At 58.8% G+C, this 12,215-nt stretch carries 9 protein-coding genes and 1 pseudogene; 8 read left to right on the top strand and 2 right to left on the bottom strand.

What is annotated here, in order from left to right; genetic code table 11:
- Positions 1 to 166: 166 nt before the first annotated feature.
- From CKF42_RS03005 to ompC, 5 genes are all read left to right on the top strand, one after another.
- On the top strand, positions 167 to 2,065 hold the full coding sequence (locus CKF42_RS03005) for an Ig-like domain-containing protein (RefSeq protein ID WP_111207491.1): 1,899 nt from the start codon (positions 167 to 169) through the stop codon (positions 2,063 to 2,065).
- Between the two features lie 302 nt (positions 2,066 to 2,367).
- Positions 2,368 to 3,723, top strand: a complete 1,356-nt coding sequence (locus tag CKF42_RS03000) for a TolC family outer membrane protein (RefSeq protein WP_111207489.1) — start codon at positions 2,368 to 2,370, stop codon at positions 3,721 to 3,723.
- Positions 3,724 to 3,739: 16 nt separating this feature from the next.
- The gene (locus CKF42_RS02995) at positions 3,740 to 5,881 is read left to right on the top strand and encodes a type I secretion system permease/ATPase (protein WP_111207488.1); all 2,142 of its coding nucleotides are present in this window, start codon (positions 3,740 to 3,742) and stop codon (positions 5,879 to 5,881) included.
- Positions 5,878 to 7,047, top strand: a complete 1,170-nt coding sequence (locus CKF42_RS02990; protein WP_046102252.1) for an HlyD family efflux transporter periplasmic adaptor subunit — start codon at positions 5,878 to 5,880, stop codon at positions 7,045 to 7,047. The genes CKF42_RS02995 and CKF42_RS02990 overlap by 4 nt, the downstream gene beginning before the upstream one ends.
- A gap of 598 nt (positions 7,048 to 7,645) precedes the next feature.
- Positions 7,646 to 8,764 (top strand): porin OmpC, encoded by a 1,119-nt coding sequence (ompC, locus tag CKF42_RS02985; protein ID WP_058957776.1) that lies wholly within the window; start codon positions 7,646 to 7,648, stop codon positions 8,762 to 8,764.
- A 17-nt stretch (positions 8,765 to 8,781) separates the two neighbouring features.
- On the opposite strand, the gene CKF42_RS02980 is transcribed toward ompC, so the two are convergent.
- Positions 8,782 to 8,973, bottom strand: a complete 192-nt coding sequence (locus CKF42_RS02980) for a hypothetical protein (RefSeq protein ID WP_111207486.1) — start codon at positions 8,971 to 8,973, stop codon at positions 8,782 to 8,784.
- Between the two features lie 152 nt (positions 8,974 to 9,125).
- Positions 9,126 to 9,236, bottom strand: a complete 111-nt coding sequence (locus CKF42_RS21200; protein ID WP_009089087.1) for a hypothetical protein — start codon at positions 9,234 to 9,236, stop codon at positions 9,126 to 9,128.
- A 171-nt stretch (positions 9,237 to 9,407) separates the two neighbouring features.
- Here CKF42_RS21200 and apbE point away from each other — a divergent pair, with 171 nt between their 5' ends.
- From apbE to CKF42_RS02965, 3 genes and pseudogenes are all read left to right on the top strand, one after another.
- The gene (apbE, locus tag CKF42_RS02975; RefSeq protein WP_111207485.1) at positions 9,408 to 10,457 is read left to right on the top strand and encodes an FAD:protein FMN transferase ApbE; all 1,050 of its coding nucleotides are present in this window, start codon (positions 9,408 to 9,410) and stop codon (positions 10,455 to 10,457) included.
- Positions 10,457 to 11,098: a DNA oxidative demethylase AlkB gene (gene alkB, locus CKF42_RS02970; protein ID WP_009089090.1), complete on the top strand. Its 642-nt coding sequence runs from the start codon at positions 10,457 to 10,459 to the stop codon at positions 11,096 to 11,098. Before apbE ends, alkB begins: the two co-directional genes overlap by 1 nt.
- Positions 11,099 to 11,194: 96 nt before the next feature.
- A pseudogene (locus tag CKF42_RS02965) lies at positions 11,195 to 12,215 on the top strand (multidrug ABC transporter permease/ATP-binding protein); the annotation flags it as partial.

Genomic DNA, 12,215 nt, shown 5'->3' with positions numbered 1-12,215 from the left:
GTTATTCGCGTCCTGTTCATCACGCCCTGTTACCTGCGGGTAACCGGTTCAGACCAGCGGAAACGGGCAGCTTCGGCTGACTCACTACCACGTTGTCAGAGTCAACTCTCGGGCTATCCGACGGTTTTGCTCTGCGTTTCTGATCTGTTATGAACTGAGGTGACCGATGTCAACACGCGATACGTTTCGTACCACCCGGCTCGACGCCATTTTCCAGGCGGCAGTCAGCGACTTTGCCGTCGCCGACAGCGCCGTGCCCGCTGTGCCGTCCGTGGCCACGCCGCGCCTGAACCTGCCCATAAACCCGCTGCCCGCCGAAACAGCCCCTACCCTGGCGACCGCCGACAGCGCCCGCACCGTCAGTGCGGTTGAGAGTGCGCCACCCGCAGCCCTTCGGCCCTACGAACCTGTCGCTGCCGATGGCGTGATCGCTGGCTGGGAAGCGCAAAAGCGGGTGCATCTGCGCGGCCGGGCTGAAGGCGAAGCGGGTTCGACCGTCACACTCACCTTCAACGACCAGAGCTGGTACAGCACCGTCAACAAGTGGGGCTACTGGAACGCCTCAATGCCGGCGGAGGCGCTGAAAGGGGTGCCGGATGGCAATCACACGCTGACGCTGACCCTGACCAATAAAGCAGGCCACAGCACCACGACTGAGGTGGGGTTTGGTCTCTATGCTGACCGCACCCTCAGTCCGACCCTGACCATCGACACGGTCAGCGGTGACAATGCGGTGAATATCGCTGAAAGCATCTACGGTGTTGAGATCAGCGGCAGCGCAACCCACCTGCCGGTGGGGTCCGTGCTCAAATTAACCCTGGGCACGCAAACGACCACCGCCACCATGGGAAGGGATGGCAGGTGGTCTGGCACATTTTCTGAAAGCGATATGCAGGCGCTGCAGGATGGCGTCTACAGCCTGAAAGTGACCGCGACCGATCCCAACGGGAAAACCGCAACCGACTATCACGATCTGACGCTGATCACGCACCTGAGCAGCCTGCCACTCATTACGTTCGACAACGTGACGCCGGATGATGTGATCAATCTGGCGGAAACCCAGCAGGACCTGCTGCTCAGCGGCACCCTCTCGACGGTTATGCCGGGTCATCGGCTGGTGATCACCGGTGCGAATCAGAAAGATTACGCTGCCACACTGGACGAAAGCGGGCACTGGCAGGTGGTGATCCCGGCAGCAGAAGTGAACGCTTTCATCAACGTGGGTGAGATCCGCGCCTGGTCGGTCGACGGGGCCAGCAACTACACCGACGTCACGCATGTGCTGAATATCCACACCGGGTTTATTCCGGTTTACACCGAGATGAATATCGGCGGTGACATGACGCTTAACTATCAGGAGGCGCAGCACGATCTGAGCTTTTACGTTGAGGGATGCAACACCGTTGAGATCAACGGCATAACTTACCAGCCCGATAGCGGGGGAATGGTGACGCTGACTTCCGCCGAGCTGATGGCGCTGGCGGATGGCCCGGTTGCCGCCACCTTTCATCGCTGGGATCAGTATGGCAACAGCGACAGCCAGACCCAGGATGCGCTCTTTACCGTCGCTGTGCATCAGCGGCCGACGCTGACGCTGGAGACCGCCTTTGGCGATAACGTCATTGATGCCGCCGATGTGAACAGCTGGCATCTGATTCAGGGCAGTTCCAGCCATCTGCAGCCGGGCAGCCTGGTGCAGCTGACGCTCGGTGACCAGCACTACAGCGCCAGTGTGAAGGCCGATGGCGGCTGGGCGCTGACCATTCTGGCCGGACAGCTGGCTCCGCTGGAGGAGGGTGACTACACGATGACGGTCAGCGGCCAGGACAGCGCCGGGAATCTGGCCACGGCCAGTCAGAGCGTGCGGGTGGCCTCCCATACGGAAAGCGCCGGCACCTTGCCTGCGCAGACGGTGGATCGGCTGCTCGACAGTTTCAGCGTGACGGCGGAGCACGCGCCGGAGGCGCAGGTGTCGTCTGCGTTCGAAGGGGTGATCGTCTCTGGCATGCCCTATACCCTGGCCGATCACCTGTTACAGCATCCGGCAGCGCATCCCCTAGCCTGATGCGGAACATTAAGAAAGGCAGGACCTTCCGGACAGGTCTGTTCAGTCTGTCTGGAGTGGCTCAGGCTGTTAAGGTGGCGTTTTTTTATGCAATCGGCAGAAAGATGAAAGATTTCATCAGTTTTTAACAGGACTCGGTGCAGATTATGATCTAATAATGTTAAGGGTTATTCAGGCTCTGGCTTGTAAAACATAAATAAAATAACGCAATAAAACCTTTAAGTGCGCCGTAACGCCTTTTCTGTCTGCTTTGTTCACCAGGAAAAAAACCATGATCATAAGAACGCCTGTTGGTATGGATAATGAACAAAGCACGATTAACTTTTCTGATGTGCGCCCTGAGTGGCGTGGCACTCCCGGCGGCCTGGGCCGCACCGTTACCGAAGGCGGAGTTTAACTGGCGCGCCGCGCCCAGCGAAGAGCAGATTGCCAGCTTAACGCTGCGCGACGCCATCCTCCGGGCCTTCGCCCGTAATCCAAAAATCTCGGAAGCCGCGGCACAAATCCATGTCGGTGAGGGCGATCTCGACGCCGCCCGCAGTGCCTGGTATCCGCAAATCTCACTGCAGGGCGCGGCGGGGCGTTCGCATCAGACCGACTCTGCAGGCAGCCTGAACAATAATGGCTCCGGCGGCATCACGCTCAGTCAGCTGCTCTACGACTTTGGTCGCACCGGCAGTGCCATCGACGAGCAGCATGCCCTGTCGGATGCCTATCGTTACGGCCTGTTCGACGCAATGACCACCGTGGCGGAAGATACGCTGCAGGCCTACCTCGAAGTCAAACGTTATCAGGCGCTGGCTGAAACGGCGCACACCAATATCGCCTCACTGCAGCGGGTGCGGGATATTGCCGGACTGCGCGCCGACGCCGGACTCAACTCCCGATCCGATGTGCTGCAGGCGGAAACCCGCATCGCCGCCATGCAGGCCACGCTGGAGCAGTATCGCGCCCAGCTGCGCTCTGCCACGGCCCAGCTGACCGTGCTGACCGGCGTGGTGCCCGCCACGCTGCCGGAGCTGCCGCAGGCGCTGCTGAAACAGCAGATTACCCTCGACAAAATCGCCTATGAAAGCAGCGCTGCGGTTCGCAGCGCCCAGTCTAAACAGGAAGCAGCCCGTGAACGGGTGCGTCAGGCGCAGTCGGGTCACTGGCCGACGATCAAAGTGCAGGCGGGCCGGACCCGTTATGAAAACGATCGCCAGTCGTACTGGGATGACGAAGTGCAGCTTCAGGTGGAAGCTCCCCTCTACCAGGGGGGCATGGTGAATGCGAAAACGGCCTCAGCCGAGGGCGATCGTGAGGCGGCGCAGGCGGCCGTGCAGCAGGCCAAACTCGCCATCAATCAGAACGCCTCAACGGCCTATGCGGATATGATCGGCGCGCAGCAGCGGCAGGCTGCCGGAGAAGTACAGCTGGCCAGTGCCGATCATACCCGCGCCGTCTACGCCGACGAATATCGCCTCAGCAAGCGCAGCCTGAACGATCTCCTGAGTGTGGAGCAGGATGTATTCCAGGCCGACAGTTCGCGGATCACCGCGCTTTATGATGGCTGGGATGCCACCGTCCGCTACGCCGCCGCAGTCGACAATCTGCTGGATATCATGGGTATCGATCGCCAGCAGAGCAGCGGCGATCTTCTTCCTTCGCTGCAATAGCGATAAGGCAGTAATAATGAGTACAGCCACCCTGAACACTGAAAACTGGATTGCCGCCATGCTGCGCGTGGCCGCGCGATTCGGTAAACCGGCCGATGGCAAAACCCTGCGACAGCAGATGCGCTGGTTTGAACATCTGCCGGTGTCCCAGCAGCTGGAGCGGCTTTCCGGTCTGCTGGGACTGCATCTGACAATGGTGCCCCAGAATAAACTGCGCTGGCGTCAGGAGATCACCCCTGTGGTGCTGGTGCTGGAAAATGCCAGCGTGGCGGTGCTGGAGAGCATCGATAAAGAGGGCAGCGCGCGCTACTGGCTGAGTGAAGGCGGCGACGTGGTGCGGGAAAGCCCGTTAACTGAACTGCTGGCGCGTGCGCAGGGGGATGTGGGGGTCACGGGCGTCGCGGCGCGGGGCCGGGATGCACGCATAGATGAGTTTATCCAGCCCTATGAGCCGCACTGGTTCTGGAAAAATTTTCGTGGCATGGGACGCCGCATCACGGAGATCTCGCTGGCCTCGGTGGTCAGCAATGTTCTGGCGCTGGCCGGCATCCTCTTTTCGATGCAGGTCTACGATCGGGTGATCCCGGCGCAGTCGCAGTCGACGCTCTGGGTGCTGTTTGTCGGCGTGCTGATTGCGGCGGCTATTGAGTATCTGATCCGGCTGATGCGCACCCAGGTGTCGGACCTGATGGGCAAACGGATCGACCTGAAAGTCTCCGCCATGCTGTTTGCCCGGGCGATGAGCATCCGCAATGAAGCGCGGCCAAAATCGACCGGCTCGTTTATCTCGCAGCTGCGTGAGATTGACCAGGTGCGCGAGCTGCTGACCTCCACCACCGTGGGGGCGGCTGCCGATCTCCCCTTTGTTATTCTCTTCCTGTTTATCATGTCGTTTGTCGGCGGCTGGCTGGTTCTGATTCCGCTGGCGGCCATTCCGCTGATCGTGATCCCCGGTCTGCTGGTGCAGATCCCGATGGCGCGGCTGGCGAAAGAGGGGCTGCGTGAGGGGGCGCTGCGCAATGCGGTGCTGGTGGAGACCATCGAAGGCATTGAGGATATCAAGGCTCTGCAGGCCGAGCCCTATTTTCAGCGCCAGTGGGAACAGACGCATGAAGTCAGCGCTTCAATCAGCAATCAGCAGCGCCTCTGGGGTGCGCGTCTGACCGGCTGGGCGGCGACCGTGCAGCAGCTCACCTACGCGGGCATGCTGGTCTTTGGCGTCTACCTGGTGCTCGATTCGCAAATCACCACCGGGACCCTGGTCGCCTGTAGTCTGCTCTCCTCACGGACCATCGCCCCGCTGATGCAGCTGACGATGGTCTTCTCACGCTGGCAGCACGCCAAAATGGCGATGAAAGGGCTGGATGAGCTGCTGAAGAAGCCGCTGGATCAACCGGAAGCCAGCACGCTGGCGCACTGTCCGACGCTGACCGGCCATTACGATCTGCGCAACGTGCACTACAGCTATGACGAAGAGAATGAAAAAACGGTGCTCAGCGTGCAGCAGCTGCAGATCAAGCCGGGCGAGAAGGTGGCGATCCTCGGCAAGGTGGGGGCCGGAAAGTCGACGCTGCTGAAGATCCTGGCGGGTCAGGCACTGGCGACCCAGGGCAAGGTGATTGTGGATGGCGTCGACATCGAACGCATCGATCCCGTCGACCTGCGCCGTCAGCTCGGCTGGCTGTCACACGACTCCCGCCTCTTCTTTGGCACGCTGCGGCAGAACCTGATGCTGGGCAATCCCCACGCCAGTGAGCAGGAGATGCTGCAGGCGCTGCGCATCAGCGGCGCGCTGTCGCTGGTGCAGCAGGATGCCGCCAGCCTGGATCGCATTATCAATGAGGGGGGACGCGGACTGTCGGGCGGACAGAGACAGATGGTGATGCTGAGCCGGATGATCCTGCGTCAGCCGCAGGTGGTGTTGCTGGATGAGCCCACCGCGGCGATGGATGAACAGCTGGAGGAGCAGGTGATCCGGCAGCTGCAGGGCTGGATCAGCGGGCGAACGCTGGTGCTGGTGACTCACCGTCCGGCGCTGCTGAAAATGGTCGATCGTATTGTCGTCATGGATAACGGCCGGATTGTGGCCGATGGCCCGCGCGACGACATTCTGCGCCGCGCGACGCCGCCGTCGCCCGGTAAAGGAGGTGCCGCATGAGTCTGGTGATTGTTGATAAAGATCTTGCCCGCCATGAGCGCCGCACATCGGCGATTATCTGGCTCTGCACCGCCGCGCTGGCCCTTTTTCTCATCTGGGCGCACTTCGCCATTCTGGATGAGGTCACGGTCGGCACCGGCAAAGTCACCCCCTCCAGCCGCGCACAGGTGATCGACAGCCTGGACGGGGGCATCGTCAAGCAGCTTAACGTTCATGAGGGTGACATCGTTGAGAAAGGGCAGGTGCTGGCAACGCTCGATCCTACGCGCTTTCAGTCGAACTTCGGCGAGGCGCAGGCGAAGGTGCGCACGCTGCGCGCCTCTGCCGAGCGGCTGGAGGCGGAGCTCTCCGGCACGCCGCTGACCTTCAGCGCAGAGACCCTTAAAGAGCCGCAGCTGGTGACGCGGGAACGTCAGCTCTATGAGTCGCGACGTCGCAACCTCACCGAAACGATCAGCAATCTGCAGCAGTCGCTGCGGCTGGTGCAGGATGAGCTGCGGCTGACGGAGCCGCTGGTAGCCAAAGGCGCGGCCGGCCAGGTGGAGGTGATTCGTCTGCGCCGTCAGGTCAGCGATCTGCGCGGCAAAATCGATGAGGCGCGCAATGACTATCTGGTTCGTGCGCACGAAGAGCAGGTGAAAAACAATGCGGAACTGGATGCGCAACTGCAGGTGGCCGCCGGCAAAGAGGATCAGCTGACCCGCGCCACGCTCTACTCGCCGGTGCGCGGCATCGTCAAAGATATTCAGGTTACGACGGTGGGGGGCGTACTGGAGCCGGGTGGCAAACTGATGGAGATCGTTCCGCTGGAGGATCAGCTGCTGATTGAAACGCGCATCAACCCGCGCGATATCGCCTGGATCCGGCCTGGCCTGGCAGCCATTGTCAAGGTGACGGCCTACGACTCCTCTATCTATGGCGACCTGCCGGGTGAAGTCGAGACGGTCTCACCGGATACCCTGCAGGATGAGGTAAAACGCGATCAATATTACTACCGGGTCTACGTGCGCACCCGGAAAGCGGAGCTGACCAACCGGGCCGGGCGAAAATTCCCGATTGTGCCCGGTATGGTGGCCAACGTGGAGATCAAAACCGGTCAGAAATCGGTGATGGATTATCTGATTAAGCCCCTGAATAAAGTCAAAGAATCGCTGCGGGAGCGCTGAGACTTTTCTGAAGCCACTCTGACCGCCTGCTTAATTACGGTGATAAATTAACATGGCGGTTATTTCAGCATTCAGGCGGGAAAAGGGGGCGAAATTTACCCCTCTGTGCGGTAACCGCCGGATGTTAATTTAACCCACTTAAGAAAGTTTACGCAGATATAGCGAAACGGTAAGTCGCAGGCAAAAAAAAGCCGGACAAACTGTCCGGCGGGAAATAATAAGTTGTACATCTCATTCGGGGAGAATGAAGGTAATAATGGAATAAATGATGATAGCGGGGACTATTCTATTCCCAGATGCGTCATAAGTTTTATCATTCAGTGCTTCGGAATGATCTGAAATAACTCATTGATAATCAATGAATCTGAATGGGTTTAGCGATTTGTGCGGCAATTTTTATCGATCTGTGCTGGTTATTAGTTCCCCGAAATTTACATTATGAAATAACTGTTTCGACTTGTGTAACACTTTTGGAAATTTAGTAGCATTTTCCAGGTGGATTATTACCCGTTATAAAAGAACAATGGCCTGCCGGCTGAATTTTAAACATTCAGTTAGCAGTGGCAAATTATAAAGGCACATAACAGAGGGTAATAAAATGAAACGTCGCGTTCTCTCCCTGGTGATCCCTGCATTGCTGGCAGCAGCAGGATCAGCAAACGCAGCTGAAATTTATAACAAAGACGGCAACAAACTGGATCTGTTCGGTAAGGTTGACGGTCTGCACTACTTCTCTGACAACGACGGCTCTGACGGTGACAAGTCATACGTTCGTTTTGGCTTCAAAGGTGAAACGGAGATCAGCAACGAGCTGACCGGTTATGGTCAGTGGGAATATCAGGCTGCGCTGAACAACTCCGAGGATGAAGGCACCGCCGACAGCTATACCCGCGTGGGCTTTGCCGGACTGAAGTTCGGTGATGCCGGTTCATTCGACTACGGCCGTAACTACGGTGTCGCCTACGATATCGGCGCATGGACCGACGTGCTGCCAGAGTTCGGCGGGGATACCTATGGCGCTGATAACTTCATGTTCCAGCGCGGCAATGGCATGGCGACCTACCGTAACAATAACTTCTTTGGTCTGGTGGATGGCTGGAACTTTGCGGTTCAGTATCAGGGCAAAAATGATAACAACACCGAGTCGGCTGGTGGCCGCGACGTGCTGGGTGAGAATGGTGACGGCTGGGGTCTGAGCACCACCTATGATCTGGGCTCAGGTTTCGGTATCGGTGCAGCCGCATTCCAGTCCGATCGCACGAACCGCCAGAATGGCGGATCAGAAGGTATCCTGGGACGGGGTGATAAGGCGGAAGTTTACACCGGTGGTCTGAAATATGATGCCAACAACGTCTACCTGGCGGCCATGTACTCACGCTCTTACAACGCCACCCGCTTCGGCGACAGCAGTGACAGCTCTTCAGCCTACGGTTATGCCGATAAAGCGGACAACTGGGAGCTGGTTGCCCAGTATCAGTTCGACTTTGGCCTGCGTCCTTCTCTGGCCTACGTGACCTCACGCGGCACCGATGTGCAGAACTGGGGCAAACAGAACCTGAAAAAATATGTTGATGTCGGTGCGACGTACTACTTCAACAAAAACATGTCCACCTACGTTGATTACCAGATCAACCTGCTGGACGACAACGACTTCACCGACGCAGCCGGTATCAACACCGACGACGTGGTGGCACTGGGTCTGGTTTACCAGTTCTGAGTCAACAGGGAGCGCAGTTACCGCTGCGCTCCTGCGTGACCCTGTGGGCTGATCACGTCAGCCTTGCGCCATTTTGCCGGTTCCGCCACCGTGGTTTCTGGCGATACCACGCTGCCAAATCGCGCACCTTCAAAGGCTACACCCGCCAGGGTGAAAGCTGAAAAGCTCAGCCAGTGCTGCCAGGCTGCCTGCCATCCGGAATTTTTCATTCTGCACCTCTCATCAGAGATAAACACTGTTTCAACAGTGCAGAATTCATGCCAGCTTAACCGCTCTCACAGCCACAGACTTTACGCCTGCTTTGATACACTTGCTGCGCCTGACGGGAGCAGATTGCCCCACGGCGGTGCAGTGCAGCCTGTTAATGGCGCGGCCGGGAAGGGAGCATGTGACGATGACGACGCTGATGCAGAACTTTATAGGTGCTGAAAACAAACAGCCCCAGGGCAATGGCGAGAATCAGATAGATCATCTGCTGCTCCTTTATTAAATGAATGTCGATCGCCTGATTAAAGGCGGGCAGAGGGTAGATGACGGGTCAAGTTTGAGGGGCTTAACAGAGAGATTCAACTCTCTTTAAGCGTCTTTACCCGAAGTTTATGCTTTGTAGCAGGTCGGAATAAAGTGTTACAAGTGAGGAAGGATGCGTTATCAGACTAATCTGCTGCTTACAGCAGTGCTGGCACTGTCATTAGTGGCCTGCGATAAACCTGCGGCTGAACCGGCGCTGGTGCTGGAAGGGAAAACGATGGGAACCGTCTGGCGGGTGAGCCTTGCGGGTGTCGATCAGGCGCGCAAGGCGGAACTGCAGCAGCGTATTCAGCAGCGGCTGGATGCTGACGATGCGGAACTCTCGACGTGGAAGCCGGACTCCGCGCTGTCACGCTTTAACCAAAGCCGCGATCTCACACCGCAGCCGGTGAGTGAAAACATGGCAGATATTGTCACCACCGCACTGCGGATTGGCCGTAAAACCGGTGGCGCGATGGATATCACCGTCGGCCCGCTGGTCAATCTGTGGGGCTTCGGCCCGACGAAACAGCCCGTCCACACGCCCGATGCTGCACAGATCGTGGCCGCCCGGGCGGAGACCGGTCTGCAGCATCTGCGGGTGGTGCAGGGCGCCGGGGGACAGTGGCTGCAGAAAGATCTGCCGGGGCTCTATGTTGACCTCTCAACCGTCGGCGAGGGCTTTGCGACCGATCATCTGGCGCGACTGATGGAGCAGCTCGGCATCAACAACTATCTGGTGTCGGTGGGCGGCGCGGTGCTGAGCCGCGGGCTGAATGCGCAGCAGCAGCCCTGGCGGGTGGCGATCCAGAAACCTACCGACCGCGAGAATGCCGTTCAGGCGCGCGTTGATCTGCAGGGGCACGGCATCAGCACCTCCGGCAGCTATCGCAACTATTATGAACTGGACGGCAAACGGATTTCTCATGTCATCGATCCCGTTACCGGACGGCCTATTGAGCATAAGCTGGTTTCCGCCACGGTGATTGCCACCACGGCGCTGGAAGCGGATGGCTGGGATACGGGCCTGATGGTACTCGGCACGGAGAAAGCCAAAGCGCTGGCACTCGAACAGCATCTGGCGGTCTATCTGATCAGCAAACAGGGCGATAAATTTGTCAGCTGGATGTCGCCGCAGTTTGCTGCTTTCCTGATCCCCGCTGAAACGACCGGAGAACCCTGATGTTAGATCTCTTTAGTGAAGAGCAACCCTGGCAGGAGCCGCTGGCAGAAGGCGCCGTGATCCTGCGCCGCCGCGCGCGTGAGGATGCGGAAACGCTCTATCAGCAGGTGATGGCGATTGCAGAACAGAATCCGTTTGCCCATCGCATTACGCCCGGCGGGCACCGCATGTCGGTCGCGATGACCAACTGCGGCGACTTTGGCTGGTCGGTGGATTCGCGCGGCTATCAGTATGAGCAGCAGGACAATCTTAATGGCCGCCGCTGGCCCCCGATGCCGCCCCTGTTTCGCACCCTGGCGCAACAGGCCGCCCTTGAAGCGGGCTTTCCCGGCTTCAATCCGGATGCCTGTTTACTTAATCGCTATGAACCGGGCGCAAAGCTGACGCTGCATCAGGACAAAGATGAAAAAGATATGCGCCAGCCCATTGTCTCCGTGTCGCTGGGGCTACCGGCCGTGTTTCAGTTTGGCGGCTTTGAGCGGGGCGACGCTACTCAGCGGGTGCTGCTGGAACATGGCGACATTGTGGTGTGGGGCGGGCCGTCACGCCTGCGTTATCACGGTATCCTGCCGCTCAAGCCCGGCGTGCATCCGCTGGTGGGCGCCTGGCGTTATAACCTCACGTTCCGCCGCGCCTTCTGAGCCCTGGGGCGCGGGACGGCCTGGTGAGAATAACTATTGCTATCATTCCGCATCCCATTACACTGCAGGCTGTTTTTTGACTGCTGGATTGCCTGCATGACGTTGCTACACGTTGTTTTTCGCCAGTTCCGCTGGCCTTTCATTGGGGTGATTGCCCTGACGCTGTTAAGCGCAGTGCTGGGCATCGGGATGATCGCCTTCATCAACCGCGAAATGATTGTCGCCATCAACACCTCTTTTGCGGTGCTGCCGCAGTTCCTGTTGCAGCTGGTGGTGCTGATGGCGGTCACGCTCGCCTCGCAGCTGGCGCTGACAACGCTCGGCCATCAATTTGTCTGGCGGCTGCGCGGTGAATTTATCAAACGTATTCTCGACACCCGGGTTGAGCGCATTGAGCAACTCGGCAGTGCCCAGCTGCTGGCCGGGCTGACCAGCGATGTGCGCGCCATTACGCTGGCCTTTGTGCGGCTGCCGGAGCTGTTTCAGGGCGTCATCATTACCCTCGGTTCGGCGATCTATCTCGCCTGGCTCTCTCCGGAGATGTTACTGGTGACCAGTCTCTGGATGGCCGTCACGCTGGTGGGCGGCTGGCTGCTGGTCTCGCGGGTCTATCAGCATATGGCGAAGCTGCGGGACATCGAAGATAGCCTCTATCGCGATTACCAGACGGTGATAGAGGGGCGTAAAGAGCTGCAGCTTAACCGGTCGCGCGCTCAGCAGGTCTACGACACGGTTTATCAGGAAGATGCCCGCGCCTGGCGTCATCATATTGTGCGGGCCGACACCTATCATCTCAGTGCGGTTAACTGGTCGAACATCATGACCTTAGGCGCTATCGGCATCGTCTTTTTTATGGCTAACAGCCTGGGCTGGGCTGACACGGCCGTCGCCGCGACCTTCTCCCTGACGCTGCTGTTTCTGCGCACGCCGCTGCTCTCGGCGGTCGGTGCGCTGCCTACGCTGCTCAGCGCGCAGGTGGCGTTCCGTAAGCTTAACGCCTTCGATCTCGCTCCTTATCAGCCCGGCTTCCACGCGCCAGCCGCCACCGCGGCGTGGCAGACGCTGGAGTTACGTGATGTCTCCTTCCACTACGGCGACAACGGCTTTAAGGTCGGGC

Origin of the sequence: Pantoea sp. ARC270 (assembly GCF_003236725.1) — a bacterium.
GTDB lineage: Bacteria > Pseudomonadota > Gammaproteobacteria > Enterobacterales > Enterobacteriaceae > Pantoea > Pantoea anthophila.
The sequence above is the reverse complement of the archived record's forward strand: the minus strand, read 5'-3'. Positions and strand labels throughout refer to the sequence as shown.

Excerpts from the sequence above, each read along its gene's own strand:
- CKF42_RS03005 (WP_111207491.1), top strand. The coding sequence starts at position 167 with ATGTCAACACGCGATACGTTTCGTACCACCCGGCTCGACGCCATTTTC.
- apbE (WP_111207485.1), top strand. The coding sequence starts at position 9,408 with ATGCGTTATCAGACTAATCTGCTGCTTACAGCAGTGCTGGCACTGTCA.
- ompC (WP_058957776.1), top strand. The coding sequence starts at position 7,646 with ATGAAACGTCGCGTTCTCTCCCTGGTGATCCCTGCATTGCTGGCAGCA.
- alkB (WP_009089090.1), top strand. The coding sequence starts at position 10,457 with ATGTTAGATCTCTTTAGTGAAGAGCAACCCTGGCAGGAGCCGCTGGCA.
- CKF42_RS02995 (WP_111207488.1), top strand. The coding sequence starts at position 3,740 with ATGAGTACAGCCACCCTGAACACTGAAAACTGGATTGCCGCCATGCTG.
- CKF42_RS02990 (WP_046102252.1), top strand. The coding sequence starts at position 5,878 with ATGAGTCTGGTGATTGTTGATAAAGATCTTGCCCGCCATGAGCGCCGC.
- CKF42_RS21200 (WP_009089087.1), bottom strand. The coding sequence starts at position 9,236 with ATGATCTATCTGATTCTCGCCATTGCCCTGGGGCTGTTTGTTTTCAGC.
- CKF42_RS03000 (WP_111207489.1), top strand. The coding sequence starts at position 2,368 with ATGAACAAAGCACGATTAACTTTTCTGATGTGCGCCCTGAGTGGCGTG.
- CKF42_RS02980 (WP_111207486.1), bottom strand. The coding sequence starts at position 8,973 with ATGAAAAATTCCGGATGGCAGGCAGCCTGGCAGCACTGGCTGAGCTTT.